Annotated in this window: 16 protein-coding genes, 5 tRNA genes and 1 pseudogene; 17 read left to right on the plus strand and 5 right to left on the minus strand. The window is 35.7% G+C overall.

The window, feature by feature from the left end:
• A partial coding sequence (locus CQA44_RS08915; protein ID WP_115546918.1) for a hypothetical protein occupies positions 1–796 on the plus strand: 796 nt, incomplete at its 5' end.
• A gap of 356 nt (positions 797–1,152) precedes the next feature.
• On the opposite strand, the gene CQA44_RS12610 is transcribed toward CQA44_RS08915, so the two are convergent.
• Positions 1,153–1,302, minus strand: coding sequence for a hypothetical protein (locus tag CQA44_RS12610; RefSeq protein ID WP_181881847.1), 150 nt, complete (start codon positions 1,300–1,302; stop codon positions 1,153–1,155).
• A gap of 521 nt (positions 1,303–1,823) precedes the next feature.
• Between CQA44_RS12610 and CQA44_RS13250 the strand changes: the two genes are divergently transcribed.
• The 7 genes from CQA44_RS13250 (at position 1,824) to uvrC (ending at position 9,122) form a co-directional block, all read left to right on the plus strand.
• The gene (locus tag CQA44_RS13250) at positions 1,824–2,033 is read left to right on the plus strand and encodes a glycosyltransferase (RefSeq protein ID WP_258864973.1); all 210 of its coding nucleotides are present in this window, start codon (positions 1,824–1,826) and stop codon (positions 2,031–2,033) included.
• Positions 1,981–2,241, plus strand: coding sequence for a hypothetical protein (locus CQA44_RS13255; protein WP_258864974.1), 261 nt, complete (start codon positions 1,981–1,983; stop codon positions 2,239–2,241). Before CQA44_RS13250 ends, CQA44_RS13255 begins: the two co-directional genes overlap by 53 nt.
• Positions 2,242–2,542: 301 nt before the next feature.
• Positions 2,543–3,232 carry a DUF6056 family protein gene (locus CQA44_RS08930; protein ID WP_181881848.1) on the plus strand — a complete coding sequence of 230 codons (690 nt, stop codon included), beginning with the start codon at positions 2,543–2,545 and terminating at the stop codon, positions 3,230–3,232.
• Positions 3,129–4,052: a DUF6056 family protein gene (locus tag CQA44_RS08935; protein WP_147289775.1), complete on the plus strand. Its 924-nt coding sequence runs from the start codon at positions 3,129–3,131 to the stop codon at positions 4,050–4,052. The genes CQA44_RS08930 and CQA44_RS08935 overlap by 104 nt, the downstream gene beginning before the upstream one ends.
• Positions 4,053–5,413: 1,361 nt before the next feature.
• Positions 5,414–6,589 (plus strand): succinyldiaminopimelate transaminase, encoded by a 1,176-nt coding sequence (locus tag CQA44_RS08945; protein ID WP_115546922.1) that lies wholly within the window; start codon positions 5,414–5,416, stop codon positions 6,587–6,589.
• A gap of 20 nt (positions 6,590–6,609) precedes the next feature.
• On the plus strand, positions 6,610–7,350 hold the full coding sequence (locus CQA44_RS08950) for a cyclic pyranopterin monophosphate synthase MoaC (RefSeq protein WP_115546923.1): 741 nt from the start codon (positions 6,610–6,612) through the stop codon (positions 7,348–7,350).
• A 53-nt stretch (positions 7,351–7,403) separates the two neighbouring features.
• Positions 7,404–9,122, plus strand: a complete 1,719-nt coding sequence (gene uvrC / locus CQA44_RS08955) for an excinuclease ABC subunit UvrC (RefSeq protein WP_115546924.1) — start codon at positions 7,404–7,406, stop codon at positions 9,120–9,122.
• Positions 9,123–9,323: 201 nt separating this feature from the next.
• Here uvrC and cysS read toward each other — a convergent pair whose 3' ends face one another.
• Complete coding sequence (gene cysS, locus CQA44_RS08960) at positions 9,324–10,793, minus strand: cysteine--tRNA ligase (RefSeq protein ID WP_115546925.1); 1,470 nt, start codon at positions 10,791–10,793, stop codon at positions 9,324–9,326.
• 13 nt (positions 10,794–10,806) lie between these two features.
• Complete coding sequence (murJ, locus tag CQA44_RS08965; protein WP_115546926.1) at positions 10,807–12,510, minus strand: murein biosynthesis integral membrane protein MurJ; 1,704 nt, start codon at positions 12,508–12,510, stop codon at positions 10,807–10,809.
• Between the two features lie 128 nt (positions 12,511–12,638).
• Between murJ and CQA44_RS08970 the strand changes: the two genes are divergently transcribed.
• The gene (locus CQA44_RS08970; protein WP_115546927.1) at positions 12,639–14,483 is read left to right on the plus strand and encodes a hypothetical protein; all 1,845 of its coding nucleotides are present in this window, start codon (positions 12,639–12,641) and stop codon (positions 14,481–14,483) included.
• 1,151 nt (positions 14,484–15,634) lie between these two features.
• Here the strand turns inward: CQA44_RS08970 and trxB are convergent.
• Positions 15,635–16,582 (minus strand): thioredoxin-disulfide reductase, encoded by a 948-nt coding sequence (gene trxB, locus CQA44_RS08975; protein WP_115546928.1) that lies wholly within the window; start codon positions 16,580–16,582, stop codon positions 15,635–15,637.
• Positions 16,579–16,905, minus strand: a complete 327-nt coding sequence (gene trxA / locus CQA44_RS08980) for a thioredoxin (RefSeq protein ID WP_115546929.1) — start codon at positions 16,903–16,905, stop codon at positions 16,579–16,581. The genes trxB and trxA overlap by 4 nt, the downstream gene beginning before the upstream one ends.
• Before the next feature lie 542 nt (positions 16,906–17,447).
• Here trxA and CQA44_RS08985 point away from each other — a divergent pair.
• The 8 genes and pseudogenes from CQA44_RS08985 to CQA44_RS13020 form a co-directional block, all read left to right on the plus strand.
• Positions 17,448–17,523 (plus strand) — tRNA-Ala (locus CQA44_RS08985).
• A 522-nt stretch (positions 17,524–18,045) separates the two neighbouring features.
• Positions 18,046–18,306, plus strand: coding sequence for a hypothetical protein (locus tag CQA44_RS08990; RefSeq protein WP_115546930.1), 261 nt, complete (start codon positions 18,046–18,048; stop codon positions 18,304–18,306).
• 170 nt (positions 18,307–18,476) lie between these two features.
• A complete protein-coding gene (locus tag CQA44_RS12615; RefSeq protein ID WP_181881849.1) occupies positions 18,477–18,617 on the plus strand; it encodes a hypothetical protein in 141 nt (46 codons plus the stop codon).
• Positions 18,618–19,299: 682 nt separating this feature from the next.
• Positions 19,300–19,375 (plus strand) — tRNA-Lys (locus tag CQA44_RS08995).
• A gap of 37 nt (positions 19,376–19,412) precedes the next feature.
• Positions 19,413–19,487, plus strand: a tRNA-Glu gene (locus tag CQA44_RS09000).
• A gap of 124 nt (positions 19,488–19,611) precedes the next feature.
• Positions 19,612–19,687, plus strand: a tRNA-Val gene (locus CQA44_RS09005).
• A gap of 16 nt (positions 19,688–19,703) precedes the next feature.
• Positions 19,704–19,780, plus strand: a tRNA-Asp gene (locus tag CQA44_RS09010).
• A gap of 142 nt (positions 19,781–19,922) precedes the next feature.
• Positions 19,923–20,027, plus strand: a pseudogene (locus tag CQA44_RS13020) (phosphoesterase); the annotation flags it as partial.

Genomic DNA, 20,027 nt, shown 5'->3' on the forward strand with positions numbered 1-20,027 from the left:
GATATGGGAAGTCAAAGATATGTGCAGCGGTGAAATCGGTTCGGAGACTTCTATTTTGGAACGTATCAAAAGGCTTTTGAAAAAAGTGATAGAATCATTTAAAACTACTTTTTTACGAGGAGCATCTTTTGGTGTGATTGATATAGCAATGGGTATTATCGGACAAATTTTTACCTCCATTGCTTCCTCATTAAAAAGGATATGGGAACAACTAAGGAATAGTTCTAAATCAATTTTTAATGCAATTCATTCTTATATTCAAGGCAAAATTACAAGTTTTAGAGATTTGCTTAGCGCGATTCTTAAAGGACTTTTTTCAGCCACGTGGGTTATTTCTACTATAGTGTTGGAGAAAGAGTTAGAGACTATGCTGCCCTTTGGAGTTTTCCTTGCTCCTGCATTTGCGATTGTCACAGGAGCTTTTGCAGTGGTTATTACTAGTCGCAGTATTGACTTGGCTTTAGATTCACTTTTTGGTGTTTTTGCTAGAGCTGAGATAGCTAGAAAAAGAGAGGAAGAAATTTCTCTATTAATTGCTCAAAAACTTCCCTTTCTCATTGAGAAACGAGAGGAATTAGAGCGCATTATTGCACAAACACATAGGCAAAGATTACTTGATTTTAATGCTAGTTTTAGTGATTATCAAGATGCTATCACTAAAAATGATGAGAAAGGGATTTTTTATGCACTTAATCAAATCAATGCAATGTGGGGAGCAGAACTTAAAATAAAAGACATAGGAAATGTTAAAGAGATTTTACAAAACACTAATCGCACAGGGAAATTGCAATGGTAAAGTATTTAAGCATTTTTTGAACATGGTATATGATTCACAAAACCCAATGTAGCCCTACACTCACTAGGGCAATCAAAAGGGTGGCGATACTTATGGCATGAGATTTTTTGCCTTTCTGAATCTTTGGATAGCATCGCTTATCTCTTTGACTTGCTGCTTTGCAGAGTTTTATGTCCTCTTCTTATTGTTTTGGTGTGCCTCATATTCCTTTTGGTGTTCAATAAAGTCCTGTGTTTGCTTAACAATATCTTGTTCTTGTTTCTCTTGCTTTGCCTCATATTATTCTTGGTGTTTGACAAACTCTTGTGCTTGTCGTACAATAAAACCTGCCTGTTTAGCCATATCTTCATTGATTTCTACATGTCTCCCTCTGTATCTTTAAATCCATTTTCTAGCATTGCGGATATGACTTCAGTCATACTTTTCGCAAAAGCAACAGAACAAAGCGTAAGCTTGACAGATTCTTGAATAAGCGTGTTCATCTCCCCCATTGCCTCATTTTGCATTGTAATTGCTTTGGTGTTAGGTCTGCTTCGCTCTGCTGTTTTGCCCACCCCAAAAAACCGCTGTTCCGCCCAATATTCAAGAGGATATGATGTATTGACACGCTACACTATTGAGCATTTTACGCATAATGCCACAAATGGGAGCTTTGACTAAGTTTAATAGCAATGAATACAACGGTGTCTATGGTGAGTTTTTGAAGGTATTTGACCATTTGAGAGCGTATTTGGAGGCAAAATTTCTATTTCACACGGAATCTCAAGTGATGATTTGGTAAGTGGAGCAGAATATATTTATCGTCAATGCAAAGATAAAGTAATTAATGGGGTGGATGTGGGCAAGCTTTTTAGGGATTTTTATTAATTTCTATTCTTGATTTTTAAGGAGTTTAGGATTAAAATACTGCTTTAACTTTATAGAGACAAGGCACATTGATGAATCATGATAAGGAGTATTTTTCACTATATGCACAATGAATATCATTGACTTTTCGCGCAATTTTGGTAAGAAAGCAGCGATGTATTTGGGGTTAAAAGCGAGTAGTGGAGATTGTGTGGCGGTTATGGACGCTGATTTGAAAGATCCACCGGATTTGTTGTCTCAAATGTTTGAAAAATGGCTTGCCAAAGAGGCTCAAATCATTTATGCGAGGGAGAATCTCACGCAGGGGAGAGAGCTTTTTGCGTTCAAGACTAAGCGAGGGATTCTATACTTTAAGCAATCTGATTTTTGAAGTGCATTTAGAAAGAGACGTGAGAGATTTTCGTATTGATAGGCAGGAAGTGGTAGAGGCTTTGCTTTCAATGGGTGAATACCATCATTTTTCTAAGGCGATGTTTGAATGGGTAGGATTCACGCGTTTGGCTCTTGCGTATGAATATGTCCCACGAGAAAGTGGGGTGAGTGCGTGGAGCTTTTGGAAGTTGTTTAAAATGGCATAGAGGGTATTATCAGTTTCAGCACGATGTCTTTACGCATAGCCTTGTAATCGGACTTTTGATGAGTGATTGAGCGTGAGCTATGGTTACTATGTAGCAGTGGGTATGCTGGTGTTTGGCAATGAAGTGCGAAGCTGGCGTCTTTGGTGGCGATGATTACTCTTTAGGCGGTATGCAGCTCATTGTTTTAGGTATCATTGGTGAATACATTGCAAGATCTACGAGCAGGTCAAGCAATCTGAAAATCAACATTTAATTCATAGGAGACACGATGAGAAAAGCGATTGCGGGGATTAGCCCTTCGATGTGGTGGTTTTTGGGGAGTTTGAGCGTGTTTTTATTGATATGTAACGCGCTCTTTCCTACACAGAGTGATGATTTGGGCGCAGTCGCAGAGGGATTTGCGGGTATGAAACGTAGCTATATGGAGTGGAATGGACGATGGGGTGAGCTGCTACGCGTTGCTTTTATGGGGGCACTTGCGCCTAGCCTCTCTTTTGTGATTATCAATACCTTGGTAGGAGTGACGTTTATTGTCAGCTTTTTTGTTTTGGTCTCGGGGAGAATGCCCCAAACCTTTGATGATGCTGTGATTTTGGCTTTGTTGATATTTTTTGTGATGTTTTATGGGAGTTTTGCGTCTATATTTTTGTGGGCTGCGGGGAGTTTAAACTATCTGTGGGCGTATTTGTTACTCACACTTAGTTTGATTCCTTATCGTTTGTATTGGGGAAGATATTTTCGCTCCTATCAAAATAAGCAAACTTTCCATCAGAATCCCCCGAAATTTTCAGGCGTAGAGTTACTGAAAGCACTCGGATTTGGTATCTTGTGCTTTGTAGCGGGGATGGGTAGTGAAATAATGGGCATAGTGGCTATTATTGTGCATAGTGGCTTTTTGGTTTTCGCGCTTGTTAGACGGGGGGGGGTTACCCCTGTGGTATTATGCGGGTGTGTTCTTTTTAAGTGCAGGTTTTGCAATGCTGTATTTTAGTCCGGGTCATCACAAGAGGGCGCAAGTGTGGCAGGAATTAGGCATGCCTTTTTGGACATTGGGTGATATTATGGCAATGAGTATAGGTGAGAAAATCCAACGTTTGTCCCAAACCTTTGGTGCTTTCACCACAGGTGCTCTGCCTTCAGTGATTATGCTTTGTGCTTTGTTTGTGCTTTTGGAGCGGGTAAAAGCAGGAATGAGCAAGATAGGGGTGGCACTAGGGATAGTTCTTGCCCTTGCGTTTGTGCTTTTGATGAAGCATTCTTGGAGGATTCTGCCCTTTGATATGATTTTGGTGTATTTTGCGATAATTTTTGGCACACTCTGGGGATTATTTCGCTTTTATCGCCCGTCTAATCCGCATTTAGCGTATTTGTTTGTGAAAATCCTACTCGCTTTTAGCTTATATAGTTTATTGGTAGCCTTTACTTTACAGGTTGGTGGATTAGCTGCACGTGCGAAACTTTGCTATGCGCTGGTGCTTTTTTTGATAGTATGGTGGCTCTATGAAGAGGGACTTTTGATGCTAGGAAAAAATGCTAAAAAATTGCAAATAGGAATTCTTTCTTTGTGTGTGGGTTGGGGAATATTTGTGCTAGCTGCTTGTATTGATGCGCGCATCAAGTGGGAGAAAATGCTTGAATCCATAGCACTACAAAAGGCTCAAGGCAAGCAAGAAATCATCGTAGATATAAAGACTTTTAAGAGCTTGTATCGTGGGTATGGGGATTGGACCAATCCAGGTGCAAATCCCAATGAGTGGCCCAACACCTCCTATGCTCATTATTTTGGTGTGGAAAAATTTATTGCCAAGTAAGGATAAAATGATAAAAAGTGAAATACTAAGGAGTAAAGCACAGGATAAGACAAGTATTTTTGCTTTTGCCTCATCATAGGCTTTTGTTTGTAGGTGCTTTAGGGGTTTTACTTCTAGCGGTGGGGTTGAGGGTGTATTATTTGGGGCATAAATCGATGCCCATATCGAGAAATCTATTCTATCACTTTGTCTGAATACAATAAATATGGCTAGGGTAAGAGATTTTGCTTTATCGCATTTGGAGCGTTCAAGAGCTTAAAGAAGCGATATTACTGTAAAGGCGCATTAAGAGATGTGAGCAAACTCTAGCGGGATAATCGCGATTCTCCCCATACCAATTTCTATTATTCTTTATTGCTTTGTGGCATATCGGTTTTGCGATCGCTGATTGAGAATCTATTTTTTATCGGGGAATTAGTTTCAATTTCATCTTTTTATTTTGTTCTTTCCTTTTTTGGTTTTTCTTGTCGCGAAGAGACTGCTTGGCGAATTGCTTTATGTACTGTTATTATTGAGCTTAACCTTTTTGAACCAGCTTCTGTGGGCAATACCTTATTTATGCACCCTTATACCTTGCAGGAGGTAATCTTAATGACTTTTGTGCGGGAATGCTGAAAATTTTGATAGCTATCAAAATCGTTCTAAGGATTTGAATGTGAAATGGACATTCAAAGACAAATCAAGCATAAAATCTTAATAATCTGAAGCCTAATGATATTCATTTGCGCTAAGGGTGTAGCCTATCTTTCTTTCAATAGTCCATCAATGTTAAAAGGTTTTTTCTCTATAAGCATAAGCTGGTATATCATCAAGAATATTGAGCTTTGTGAAATGTTTTTGTTGTATTGATAAATTTCGTGCTTGAAATCTTGTCAATTGCATGTTTTTTCTTTTAACCATGAATGTATGATTCTTGTAATTTCTTGGGTTGTCTTTTGATTTTTCTAACATGACTTAAACATAAAGCTTTTTTAGTTTATCCTTACGTTTCTCTCTCGTGTTATAGTTTAGTTTCACAAGACAAAGACTTAAAAGCATTGCATTATTCAAACAATCTTGTTTTCTACAAAATCTGTAGTTATGTAAGTTACTCGATGTGGAATGAACTATTGCAATGTTTTGTTGTGTTGAGAATCTAGGATGTCAATAAGGATTCATACCTACAGATTTCTTGCTATGCAAATCCCCCTACTCAAAGCAAAATCTTATTTTTGCTTTTCTTGTTTATAAAGATTTCTGTATTAAAGGGTTCTTAAGCACAAAATGACTATTATAGCGTTTAGATTCTGTTTGCTACCATCATCAGTGCTAGCAGCAATGCAATACGGAATCCATAAGAGCTATTATCTTAAGGATAAAGTGTGAGATTTAATCCCTATCCCTTTGAGAAACTACGTTATCTTTTAAAAGACTGCAAACCACAAAAAGCAGGCATCAATCTTAGCATAGGTGAACCTGCATTTAGCCCACCTCATTCCGTGTTGGAATCTATCTGTAAAAATGCGACCAGCATTCGTTATTATCCTACTTTGCAACAAGACCTTATAAAATCGCAGAGAGATTTTATCGCCGAGAGATTTCATGTTAATATGCAAGATGATGAGATTATCCCCACTTTTGGTTCAAGAGAAGTTCTCTTTAATTTTCCTCAATTTCTTTTTCTCTCGCGCAAACCAAAATCCCATAAGCCTGTTATTGCTTTTCCTAATCCCTTTTATCAAATTTATGAGGGTGCGCAAATTGCCAATCATGCAGATGTGATTTATATGCCACTTACAAATGACAATGACTTTAAACCTATGTTATCAAAGCAAGATTTAGCACAAGTAGATGTTGTGATTCTTAATTCGCCTAATAATCCCACAGGACAGATTCTTAGTTTGGAGGAATTGACACAGTGGGCAAAATGGGCTTTAGAATACGATTTTATTGTTATTAATGATGAGTGTTATAGTGAAATCTATGAGGAATGCCCGCCACCTAGCATTTTGGAAGTAAGTAAGAGATTGGAATCTTGTGGGGCAAAACATGCGAGATTTAAAAATATTTTTGCAATTAATTCTATCTCTAAGAGACTTTCAGCCCCCGGTCTTCGTAGCGGTTTTATCGCAGGAGATAAAGAGATTTTACAAGGATACAGAGTATTCCGCACTTATGTTGGCATCAGTATGCCTTTAGTTTTACAAGAGGCAAGCATTATTGCATGGAGAGAGAGAGAATATGCAGAGTCTATTAGGCAGAAATTTGCTATAAATCTCAAGTTAGCTAGAGAAATTTTTAGTGGTTGTCGCATTTTTCCTTACACTTTTTATTTATGGCTTTATATAGATTCTATGTCCCCATCTTTCTATCACTCAAGCGATGAATCTTTTACAAAAGAGCTTTTTATACGTACAGGACACACAATTTTACCCGGGTCATATCTAGGAAGAGAAGGTGCAGGAAAGGGATTTGTACGTATTGCTTTAACGCAAGAAGAACAAGCTATGAAAAAATCTCTTTTGGATATTCAAGCTTTGTATCAACATTGCAATTAAACCTTGATAAGAAGTAAGAGATGGAAACGCAAAACCCCAAGCCAAAAAACATAGGATTAGATGATATTTCACATAAAGGCACGAATCAAACAGAGGTGGTTTCTAGCGGTATCATTATCCTTAATCATGAAAATTTTTTTAGCATATTTGACAATAAGGCACAAAAAGATTCTCTTTTTCAGACGGCTATTGTTGCAGGAATAATTGCTGCGAAAAAAACAAGTGATGTTTTTCCTTTATGCTACCATATTCCACTAACTGCGATAGATATTGTCATTGATATGATAAATAAAGATTCCGTAATAATAGAACCTTCTTCAAGATTAGAATCTGCTCATCACGGTGTTTCTCCTCATCAGGTGAATCAGAACTTTATTTCCCCTCATCTTGAGTTGCCACGACACTTTAAATCTGTAAAATCTGCCAAAAATATTCAGTCAAGCTCACAGGCACAAACTAACTCGAAATTACAGTCTCAAATTACAAAAATCAATAAGGCAAAGCATCATTTTGCACTCTTGCAGACACATGAAATCAATGCTATAAAAAAACAACATATACAAGCCCATGATTCTCATCTTTATGCGCTGTGTGTGAAAGCAAGCATTAAAGCGCAAGGTAAAGTAAAGCCAGTTATGGAATCTCTGTATGCTACAAGCACCACCCTTCTAAGTCTCTATAATGGTTTGAAGCCCCTTGTAAAACAAAATAACACTATGACAATCACGCAAATCCACTTAGAATCTTTATCCCAACATTAAATGGTGGAACTTTGTGTTTTATTCTGTGGATTAGCCATTAACGGATAGAGAGTATGTGTGATAAAGAACACCTTGCCAAACAACTTCAAGAACTACCTTCTAAGGCTGGAATCTATCAATATTATGATAAAGATAATAAACTACTCTATGTAGGTAAGGCAAAAAATCTTAAAAAACGTATTTTAAGTTACTTTAACAAAGACTTAAGCCCAAGTGTTCGTCATAGTCCTAGAATCCAATATATGATAGCACAAACATACACTCTGCAAACTTTCGTTGTCGAAAATGAAAAAGACGCATTAATTCTTGAGAATTCTTTTATTAAATCACAGAATCCAAAATACAATATTTTACTAAGAGATGACAAAACTTATCCCTATATCTGTATCAATACAAAGGAGAAATATCCACGTTTTGTCATTACTAGACGTATTGAATCTAAAAGGGGGAATATCTATTTTGGACCCTATCCTAGAGGAGCAAAGGAAATTCTCAATAGTCTTTATGAGATTTTTCCACTAGTACAACAAGCAAGCTGCCTTAAGGGCAGAAGGGCATGTTTGTATTATCAGATTGAAAAATGTCTGGGTGTATGCGAATTTGATAGTCAGCAAATACAAGCCAAATATCATACAATCATACGTGAGGCAATCAAACTCATGAAAAATAAGTATCAAATGCAAAAAGAGCTTTCAAAATATATGTTAGATTTTGCGAGCAAAGAATTATTTGAACAAGCGCAGAACTGTAAAAACTGCATAGAGATTCTGAACGAATTGGAACATTTTTCAACACTTGATTTAAAAAAGCCTTATTATGCTGATACTTTAAGCTTTGTTATACAAGGAAAAGAGGGCATTCTTTTGAAGCTTTTTATACGCGATGGCAAGGTTGCTAGCACCCATCATGTTTTTATGCGACTAAATATACCCAAAAACTATAGAGATACTGCAACAAGCAAGCATCAAGAATCTTGCTTGCAAACAGACGAATTTGAGCTAGAAGTTTATACACAAGCACTCCTTAAAATCATGCAAGATAAGACATTAGCAAAGGAAATTATTATCGCCAATATCACAGATTCTAACTTTACGAAACTGCAACATATTACCCAACATAGCTTGCAAGATTCTATCCCCAAACTCATTGCACCAAAAAAGGGTCATAAATTACAATTGGCTAAATTAGCTAATCTTAACGCATTATATTTGCTTAATAATAGGCAAAAATTCTGTGTAGAAGAAAATACTATCATTGATAGCATTGCGGAGTTATTCTTGTTAAAAAGAGAGATTTCTAGTATCGAAGTTTTTGATACGAGTCATCATGGTGGGAGTTTTTGTGTGGGGGCTATGATTAGTTATGTTGATAATGGCTTTTGTAAAGAGCAATATAGACATTACAATTTAAGCGGTAAAGATGAGTATTCTCAAATGCGCGAAATGCTAACGCGACGAGCTTTAAGCTTTAACTCCTTAAGTCCTCCTGATTTGTGGTTGCTTGATGGTGGGCAAGCCCAGATTAATATTGCACTAGAGATTCTAGAATCTAGCAATGCCAATACAGAAGTTCTAGCTATTGCGAAAGAAAAAAGAGATTTTAAAGCATATCGCGCAAAAGCGGCGGCAAAGGATATTCTGCGTTCCAAGGATTTAGAATTTCGGCTAGATTCTAAGGATTCTCGCCTGCATTTTTTACAAAAATTACGTGATGAGGCACATAGATTTGCTATTACCTTTCATCGACACAAGAAAACCAAAGGTATCCATTAAATTGAGATTACAAACATATTTTCTTCAATACCAAGTAGATTAGCTACTTACTAAAAGACAACAAAAGATTATTTATTCTTTGTGGCTTTTGTTTGGCTTATAGGTGGTGTTATAGAGTTAGCAAATGCTAGGGCTTAAGGGTGAAATGTCAATGCTATTCTCTAATAAAAGTGATGAACATAAAAATTTCAGTCATTTTCACTAGAGTTTTTCCCATTCTGTGATGCCACCAGCTTTATCCATAAGCAATATTTCCTCTTCTTCTAATTGTTTGCGGATAGAATCTGCAAGCACAAAATTTCTATCTTTTTTTGCTTGAGCTCGTTTTGCAATGAGATTCTCAATATAATCTCTTTGTTGTGTGCTTACTCCCAATTGAAAATATGCTACAAAATCTAGACTACCTAAACCCAATACAATATCAATGAGTTCTAAGTTTGCGCAAGCCTTTGCCTTGTAGCTTTTGTTTTTGGAATGAGAATCTAAATATTCATTGACTTCTTTTAAGAACTCTTCAACCACGCTTAGTGCTAAAGAGATATTTAAATCATCACTTAGTGCTGCTATAAATTTTTCTTTGAATGTTTGGTCACAACGTTGCAATAATTCTTGCAATTTTTGTTGCATTTGCGTGTGATTAGATTCTAAGTAGGAATCTTTTGCGATACTAGGCATAAAAAGTAAGCGTTTTTTTAGTCGGTAGATTCTGTCTAATCGTTTTTTAGAAGCAAGTAAATCGATTTCATTAAAGTTAAGTGGTAACCTATAATGTGTACCTAAGAGATAATTTCGCAGGATTTCACCATGATATGCTTGCAAGGCATCTTTAATAAAAAAGCTATTACCTAGACTTTTACTCATTTTCTCCCCATTAATCGTAACAAAGCCATTGTGCATCCAATATTTAGCAATTTCTTTATTGGCGTAAGAACGGGTTTGACTCGCCTCATTCTCATGATGAGGAAAAAATAAATCTGCTCCTCCCGCATGAATATCAATGCAATACTCTTTATCTTTATAAGCTAATACAGAATCTACCATGGCAGAACATTCAATGTGCCAGCCCGGTCTCCCCTTACCAAGTTTGCTTTCATAGCCTATATCTTTTTCTCCTTTGTAAGCTTTCCAAAGCACAAAGTCTCTCGCGTCTTTTTTGCCCTCTTCAATAGCCACTCTATGCACAGAATGTTCCTCGTTAATGTGTTTGCTTAGATTACCATATTGGGAATCTTTTGCCACTTCTAAGCAAATATCACCATTAGGCAAAGAATAAGCCACCTGTTTATCAAGCAAAACCTGTATGAATTCGGAAATAGATTCCAAAAACTCTGTGGCTCTTGGCTCAAAGTTGGGGCGGCGAACATTCAAGGACTGCATGTCTGCGAGATAGCCCTGAATATAAGTTTGGGCTAATTTTTCTAAGGGAGTGTTTGTTTGCAGGGCTTTATTAATCAGTTTATCATCAATATCAGTAAAATTTTTTGCCATGACAACGTGATAACCTAAGACTTCTAAAAACCTTGCGAGTATATCAAAGCTTATTGCACTTCTAGCATGCCCTAAATGTGCGTTATCATATACCGTAGGACCGCACACATAGATTCTAATTTCATTAGGGTTTAAGGGAATGAGGCTAACTTTTTCTTTCAGGCTGGAATCATAAATTTTCATTTCTTTCCTTAAGCTATTCAATGGATATAAAATAAGTAAAAATTTTGAGCATTATAGATGTAGCACAAAGTAGGACAATAAGCAATACAATGTATTTTTTGTGCTTAATTATAGCTAAAAAATTTGAGATTCCAAATTCTTTAAGAGTAAGAAAGAGCAGAATAAATCCTCCCACACTCCCTGCTAGTGCAATAAAAAAATAGCGCAATTCCCAAAACACTCCATCAGTTATTTCCATATAGCGCATGGTAAGTATAAAACCTCCTGCTAAAGTTGTTCCTATAAGCAAGGAGATTACAGAGAATTTCGCAGCTTTTGCTTGTTGTTTATTAGCATAAAGCCATAAAGAAAATATCTTTACTAGACCAAAAGGCAGCAGTCCCAACATATATCCTATAAAAGCATAGCCAACCATGATTGTGTCAGTTCTTGTAAAATTTCCACGTTCAAAAATAAGCCAAATAATCTCATTGCGCAACATAATCCCGCCCAACACACAAAGTGAGAGTGTGATTGCTAAAAACCAAAAAGCAGTTTTTAGATTTTGCAATGTTTCTTTAGAATCACCTCTTTTAATAGCTTTTGCCACCGTAGGAAAAAGTGCGCTAGAAGTTGCAATGGCGAAGAGAGCTAATGGAAGTTGGAATACACGATTGGCAAAATTCAATACGCTTACCCCACCATCAGAGTTTGGCAATAGGGTTACGAGACTAGAATCTATAATCGCAATAATTTGAGCACTTGATGCGCCAAGCATGGCAGGTAAGAAAGCTTTAAAAAAAATTTTTATATCATGGAACAATTGCAAGATGTTTCTTTTTGCTTTTATGTAAGCAGAATAATTGCAGGGTGTAGAATCTTGTGTTAATTGTGAGATTTTGGAGCTTTTAGATTCCCCAATTACATCAGAATCGCGTTTCGTAGAGCATATTTTATATATCTGAAATTGCAATCTAGCAAATTTATTCCATTGTCTTAGTCGCATAAAACCAATATATTGTAGATACCATATCTTGGAAGTATAAAGTGGATAGAAATGAATAAGAATCTGACACCCCCCACCAATAAGAACACTGTAACTAAGAATATAGACTGCCTCTAACAAATCTTTTTGTGTGGTTTTTATAAAAATCATAGCAAAAATCATAGCAAGGTTAAGCAATACTGTATTATAGGCATTTACCCAGAATATTTGTTTATATTGCAAGAGTGTGCTAAGATAAGTTACAATAAAGATTAAGAGGAGATACCAAAAATGAATTTTTACAAGAGGAAGGGCGAGCGAGATTCTGCTAGAATCATAGCCCAATGCCAGAATCTTTGTAATAAGAGGAGCGCACCACAGTACTAAGCCCGTTAAAACTAGCAAGAGAAATAGAAAAATACTAAAAATACTCACGCTAAATGCCCCCTTGTTGCGCGCACCAAGAAAAAAGGGGAGAAAACTTTGGACAAAAGCTCCTTCACTTACTACACGACGAAACATATTGGGAAATTTAAAAGCAATAAAAAAAATATCACTATAAATGCTTGTGCCAAGTATAGAGGCTTGCATAGCATCGCGTAAAAATCCAAAGATTCTAGAAATGAAAATGCCGCTTGCATTTGTGAAAAAGAAATGTGCAAGCTTATTTTTCTTTGTGGAATATCTTGTTGTTAAATTAGCTTTGGCTAGCACCTTTTTCATGTCTTTATCTTGCGGCTTTTTTTTACACATTAATCATACTCTTTAAATCAAAAATATAGTAGAATATAATACTAAGTTAACTTAGTTGAGCTTTTGGATTGTGGCTTTGAATCAAACTGCTATTTTAACTTAAACTTTAGTAATTTAAGGTTGTGGTAATGGATTTTTTTTCAACAAAAAAACTCAAGGCAGTCAAAAATTGGGCAAAAGATCTTTCTCAATTTTGTGTTGAATCTGATTTGAGTTTTAATGAATGCAGCTTTCATGTAACAGCAGTTCACACCATCCTTACAAAGGACGATAAAGAATTACCAAAATCTTTCTTTAAAGAAAGTTATGATCAAACTAAAGAAGAAATCTATCAAGTTTTTGATGTTGAAATTACGCCGCAAGAATATGATTTTTCTAAGCTCAATTTTACTTTTAGCGACAGGCATTTGGAAGCGACATTGGTTTTACAGGAGGGATTTTTAATTGATGATGGCAAAAATTATCTACCACAGTTAGCAGATTTTATTATTGCGTTTCTTATACAAAAAAACATTATTATTACGAGCCTTGAGCTTATCAAATCTCGCTTGGAGAAGATTATTAGTGAAAATTTTACCCCACCTTGCACGCTTATGGAAGACAAACGCTTTACTTTTTTGCGTTCCAAGGCAGCCACTACGCACAAAGGATTTACCAATCTTCTTAAAAAGCGTTGGTGCAAAGAAAATGATAAAGCTGCCATTAAGGGAGCTTTATATGCAGTAAGTGAAAATGAGCCTATTGGATTTTTTCTTAAAGATGCAATCATTACGTCAGGGAGGAATTTACAAGGCGAGTTTATTGATATGAAACAGCTTGTTATGAATACACCGCATGTGGATAATAGTCAAAGTGCTAAAAAACAAGAGGCACAGGGAGCAAATTTTCAATACAAAGTGCCTCCAGAAGCCGGAGATGGTATCACAAAGATAGAAGAGGGAGCAGCAATAAAGTATGAAGCAAATGGGCACGGAATAGTCGAGCTTGCTGAAGTTGGTTTGCGTCTCATCGATATTGTTACCTTTCAACAAGTCAGTGTCAAGACAGGTTGTATTCTTGGAGGGTTTAATAAATCTGTAGAAATAGATATTGATTGTCCAGATCATTCTAAAGATGCTGTGCAAACAGGGGCTATTATAGAAGCAGAAGTTGTTAATATTAAGGGCAATGTAGGTGAGCGCACTATCATTCGCGCAAAGAGACTGTCCATTAATGGTCAAACTCATCAAAGTGCAATTCTTCACTCAGAGGAAGCAAGTATCACTATTCACAAAGGCGTATTATATAGCAATGAAATTGATATTGATAAATTAGAGGGGGGTAAAATCTATGGTAAAGATATTAATGTCTTAGAAACACAGGGCGCAAAGATTGTTGGCAACCGTGTTATTATTTCTAAATTGCATTCTAATACTTCTATAAGCTTTAGTGAAAAGTTACACCTTAAGGCTGTGCATGGTAGCGACAATCAAATTAGCTTTGATATATTTGCAGATAGCGAGCAAAAACAGATTCTATCAACTGTTATTCAGCGCGATAGTTTGTTGGAAAATAACATTGCTGCACGTGTGGTATATTGTAAAGGATTGGCTGATAAGCTTCAGAAGATTAAGCCAATCATTGAGAGCTTGCGTCCAGTTGTTGAAAGAAGCAAGAAAGAGGGCTTTGAGCTTGATGTTGAAACGCGAAAAACTTTGGGATTTTATGTGTTATTGCTTAAGCAAATTAAAGAACAAAGAGATTATGCTAATAAACTCCAAGAAATACGGGTAGAAAATACTCGCAAGGGAGAGGAAATTGAACAAATGCTCAATGAAGCAAAAATCACTACTGAATCAAGTTGGAAAGATAATAATCAAATTATTCTTACGCGCAGATTTCCTCCATCTGAAAAAAAGATATTTACTCAAGATTCTGAAATGTTTGAAGTATTTATTAATGATGATGGCGAAATGGAAAAAAATGCACAATAACACGTATTAACTTTAAGTGATTTATCCTTTCATCTCATCACGTATTGCTGTATTTCAACACGGAAATTTGCGTGTTAGCGGTCTCTAAATAACAATTCTTTCCTAACCTCTAGGGGAATTGAATCTTGCGTAAATTGTTGTTGGTTTTATTATAAAGTGATGTATGTGTCAAGAATTCACAATGTATATTTTAGTGTGGTATGGATAGTTTTGTCAGATTCTCGAATACTCTGCTGATAAGATGAAGAGTTTGAAAATGTGATAAATTAAATGCGGGGATTGATAGTTTATTCTTGTTGCAATATGAATTTACTCAAATAATAAGGATTGCAGGCAGTATCAGAGTGCTAGGGTAAATTAAAGGCATGCAGAATCTCTAATTGTCTTAATTGAGAGCGAGTTATAGGTGTTAATGTAGGGGTAGTCATTTGTGATTATTCCTGCAAGAAATTTAAGATTTTTACACTCATTTTCTGTGTATTCACGACTTTACAAAGCTTTTAGATATTTTAAAGAAACTGCAATGCCTTTGTTTTACTAGGGAAGTTTATGCTTTATACATAACATTCTAATTTAGGATTTTGAACCAATGTTTTAATAGATTAATGTTTTTTGTATCTAGTTCATGTCGCTTCACATTAACTGCCTGCTTATGTATAAGATTTAGAGAAAATAAAGTTTCTTTAGTGAGTGGAAAGATTTAGAATGTTTACTTAGACATAAAGATGTTTGTGTCTATTGAGAAAAGGGATTAAGAAAGTTTAATACTTGAGGTTTGCTTACAAGAAAGGTATGAAAGAGATAACAATTTATTTTGAGTGCAGACTCATTTTAGTAACTTTAAGTTCTTAGATAGGACACTTTAACTGAGATAGTGAGAAAAGATACTATGACCTAAAATTCTGAAGTTCTGAAAACCATTATTTGAGCTATGTGGTGCTTTCATTAAACTTTAAGGATTATTTGATTAAACAAAGACTTGTTTTTATTTTGCATCTTCTTAAAAAAGCCTACTTGCTTTTGTTGATTCTGTGCTTATAGAAAGGAGATTTTATGATTTTATATGTGGTGATTATAGGATAAGTGTTCCAAATTTCAGTATAAATGGGCTAAGGGAGGTAATTTCCCTTTATAGATAGCGGAGGTGCTAATTACTGATGGGATTCCAAATATGCGATTGCCTCAAGTGCAGCTTGTGCGCCGTCTCCTGCAGCACAAACAACTTGTTTGGGCGCATCGACTCGAATATCTCCTGCTGCAAAAAGCCCCTTTACATTTGTGTGCATTTTAAGATTTACTTTCACAGAACCAAATTCATTGACATCACAAAGATATGAATCATCGGATTGTTTTAGAATCTGATTATTCACATCATATCCTACAAATTCAAAAATAACCGGAACTTCTAATTTTGTGATAGCATTGGTATGAAGATTCTTAATCTTAAGACTGGATACACCCACATTATCACCGCAAATTTCTTCTACCGTATAAGGTACAAGGAAATTTATTTGCGGATTTGCTTTTGCATGTTCTACTGTAATTGGAGCAGCACGAAAATTTTCTCGTCTATGAATTAAGTGTACCTTAGAAGCAAATTTGGTAAGATAAATTGCCTCTTCTAGTGCTGTGTCTCCACCGCCTAAAACTGCAACCTCTTTCTTTTTATAAAAAAATGCGTCACAAGTGGCACAAGTACTAACACCTCTGCCCCAAAACTCTTGTTCGCCCTTAATATTAGATTTACGTGGGCGACCCCCTGTTGTGATAATCACGGATTTTGCTTCCATGACTTCATCGCCCTTACCTTGGTTATGGATAATAGAAAAAACAGAATCTTTTTTCTCTATGCGAATAACCTCTGATAAGGTATGTTTCAATCCAAAGCGAAAACATTGTTCCTGCCAAGGTTCCATAAAATCAATTCCAGATTTGATTTCTTTTACACCGGGATAATTTTCAATCTCACTGCTTCCCGTGATTTGCCCACCAGGTGCTCCCTTTTCAAAAAGAACAACATCTTTTATGCCGCCTCTTGTTGCATATAATCCAGCTGATAGCCCTGCGGGACCACCGCCAATAATTGCTAAGTCAATCATGATTTACCCAACAAAGCCTCGAGCTTCTCTTGTAATACAGGTTTAGAAGAGGCACCAACTAGTTGATCCTTAATTTCACCATTTACCATAAATAAGATAGTCGGAATGCTTCGGATTCCAAATCTAGCTCCTAGCTCCTCCTGCTCGTCTGTATTCACTTTGCAAATCTTTGCCTTTCCGTGATATTCATCTGCCAGCTCATCAATTACAGGTGCTAACATCCTGCATGGACCACACCAAGGCGCCCAAAAATCAACCAAAGCAACACCTTCTTTCACGGTTTCATCGAAATTACTATGAGTGAGCTCTATATATTGTCCCATATTATTCTCCTTATTTTATGATTTTATGGAATCTTGCATTAAATACTTAACAATTTGTGTTTTAAAGTATCAATACTAAGTCATTATCATTATAACAATATTTTACTAATATATGGATTGGCTAGATAGCCAAGCTTTAATGCTTTTATCCGAAATATTTGAGCAATATAGTTATAAATAAATTTTATTATTTAATATTAAATATTAGGTTAATATTTCGTTTTTATGAATCTCAATTTCATTATTGGGTCTTTTCATCGATTGAGGATTTGGATTTAAAGGCTACATAAAAGCCGGATTAGATTACTACGAAGCAGCATTATTAGATGCTACAATAATCAAGCTTAGAATCTAGATTCTACGACATCTTTTATGCGGACTAAAAATGGAAGTGAGAGGAGTATAAAATCTTTGTAGGGATATTCCATCGTTTGTTACACATTGTTGAGTAAATCAGCGCGTTTATAACACGCGCTAGGGTATTAAGTTGCAATTTAAACTTCTATTAAGCGCAAAGTTGCTACCATATCTTAAAATAAATCGGGGTGTTAGCTCAGCTGGGAGAGCACAACGCTGGCAGCGTTGAGGTCAGGGGTTCGATCCCCCTACACTCCACCATGACACAAAAAGCTTCAAAATGACCAAGTAAAGTACTCAGCAAAAACAAATAGAATGTATTTACCTCATCTACATTAAAAAGATTCAGCATGATATTCAGAATCAGTTTTGTAAAAAACCTAAGCAACCTAATAACTTAGCCAATTCTATCGATATTTTATTTGAGTATCAGCTAATATGGCTTGATTGATAAATATTCGCATTAAATTTATGAAACGACTAGCCTGTCTCAGAGGTTGTTTATCATTCGTGATAAAATTAAAAGAGACAGACTATGTTTTTACATTTGCTTAATAAGATTATCAAAAATAAATCTTATAAGGCGATAAAATGAGATTTGTAGCTTCATAGTGTTGTTGGTAGCATCTGAATCTTTTGCTCTTAGTTCATACTTAGAGAATAAGCAATTTGGTGGGATTGCCTATAAAATCTTGTTGTAGCAATGACACTACTACAAAATGGCAATGTTCCTAAAAAAGTTAAGGTGAATAGAGGATTGCTTCAATAGCTATGGAGAGAGCGATGAATGTGTTTTCTATCAGAATATGCCAGAATGAGGGCAAAAATTCATATCCTGAAAGAGAGATGATTATGAGAAAAGCCAAGAGGCTCTGTTTGATGTATTATATGGGCAAATATCCCCAGACAATAACATTGAGTGATAAGGCAATCCTTATAAAAATATGGAAAGATAAAGTGGAAGAAATAAGGAGACGGGATAAGAAAAGAAATTTAGACATAAAAGCAATGAATAAGGAAGCGCACAATATGGGAGAGAATTAAGAGGCTGATTCAGAATGTCAATCTATCATCATTGGAAAAAACTTGGATAAAAAACTTAAGCTTTTTTATGATATTGTTCATACCCAGAAAGCTAAAGTTGTAGTGTATATAATGGACAAAAATACTCTCTCTGAAAAAATATGGACATACCAAATAATTAAGTACATTGTATGAGCAAGCCAACAGATTTGCTCTCCATGGAGATAGGGGGGCTAGTAGATAACTGCTCTTGCTCTGCTTTAAGAAATAATGTTGAGATATTTCAAGAAAATGGTGAGTTTTTATGTAGAGATGATATTAAGAGAATCTGAGATTACATTAGGATAAGATACAATATTCAATCTGAATGAGAATAAATGAAAAGCGAACAAATGACTAAGGACACCTAGAATTCATGAATGGTTTTCAGTTAAAGGGTGTAAAATTTAAAGAAACAACGTCTTGGCACAGAATCTTAAGAAAGCAGTATTTAAAACATTATCACCTTATGTTGCGTTGAATATGAAGTAGCGGAGCTACCGCCCCACCCAAGAAGTAAAACTCAACTGCAGATAATCCTATCAAGTAAATGCAAACCCCAATACTTGCAGAATCCTTGAAGTAGAGATAACAAGTCATCAAGGTGCAGAAGTTTTTAGATTCCAATAAAATATGTGTGCTTACTTGCTCAAGAATACTTTAGCTTATGGCATTATTTTGCAAGTTTGGTTTTTGGCATTTGTATGACGCAAATCTATAGGAGATAATGAAGTTAAGGGTGCAGAATTTGATAGGTGTTGGTATAGTCTGAGATAAAATTTGAAACTAGGACACAAATAATGGTATAAATTACCTTCATTGTTATAAAGAGTTATGGCATATTGAAAATGTTACTTTAGCTTTTTTACTTTAATCAATGAGACAATTCAAAGGAAAAAAGGTTAAAGATTATTTCATGATTTACGCCTTGACTTTAGCAAAAAAAGTAAGTATAATCTGCTTTTTTATAAAACTGACCCGTTAGCTCAGCTGGTAGAGCAATTCCCTTTTAAGGAATGGGCCGTTGGTTCGAATCCAACACGGGTCACCAATTTATTTATGGATAATATCTCAATAAGTCAAATAGTGGCCCCTTCATCTAACGGTTAGGATACCACCCTTTCACGGTGGCTACAGGGGTTCGAATCCCCTAGGGGTCACCATTAAATCTACAACAAGATAACCTCTTATTTTAGAGAGTTTAAGCGTGTGGATTCTGGAATCTAAGGTTTAAAATAATATTCAACTTTATCCTTGCTTTTTAGGAAAAAGATTTTAATGATATGAGGTCGCTTAGCTCAGTTGGTAGAGCGCTACCCTTACAAGGTAGATGTCACAAGTTCGAGTCTTGTAGCGACCACCACTGATTTTATTTGTTTGGAGCAGTAGTTCAGTTGGTTAGAATACCTGCCTGTCACGCAGGGGGTCGCGGGTTCAAGTCCCGTCTGTTCCGCCACTTATTTATACTAAATAGCCCCTTATTTCCTATAATTACTCCTCAAATACAATTATTGAGATGTCTTATGTTATTTTATTTTATAAAGTCAGTTTGTTTTAGTTATAATATAAGTTAATTTTTATATTTTTAAGAAGCATCTATGAAGGTTTTTCATCTCTCACATATTGATTTAGATGGCTATGGGTGTCAGCTTGTTTCAAGAGAATTTTTCCAAGATATTGTGTTTTATAATGCTAATTATGGT

The sequence above is a fragment of the Helicobacter sp. MIT 14-3879 genome (assembly GCF_003364125.1).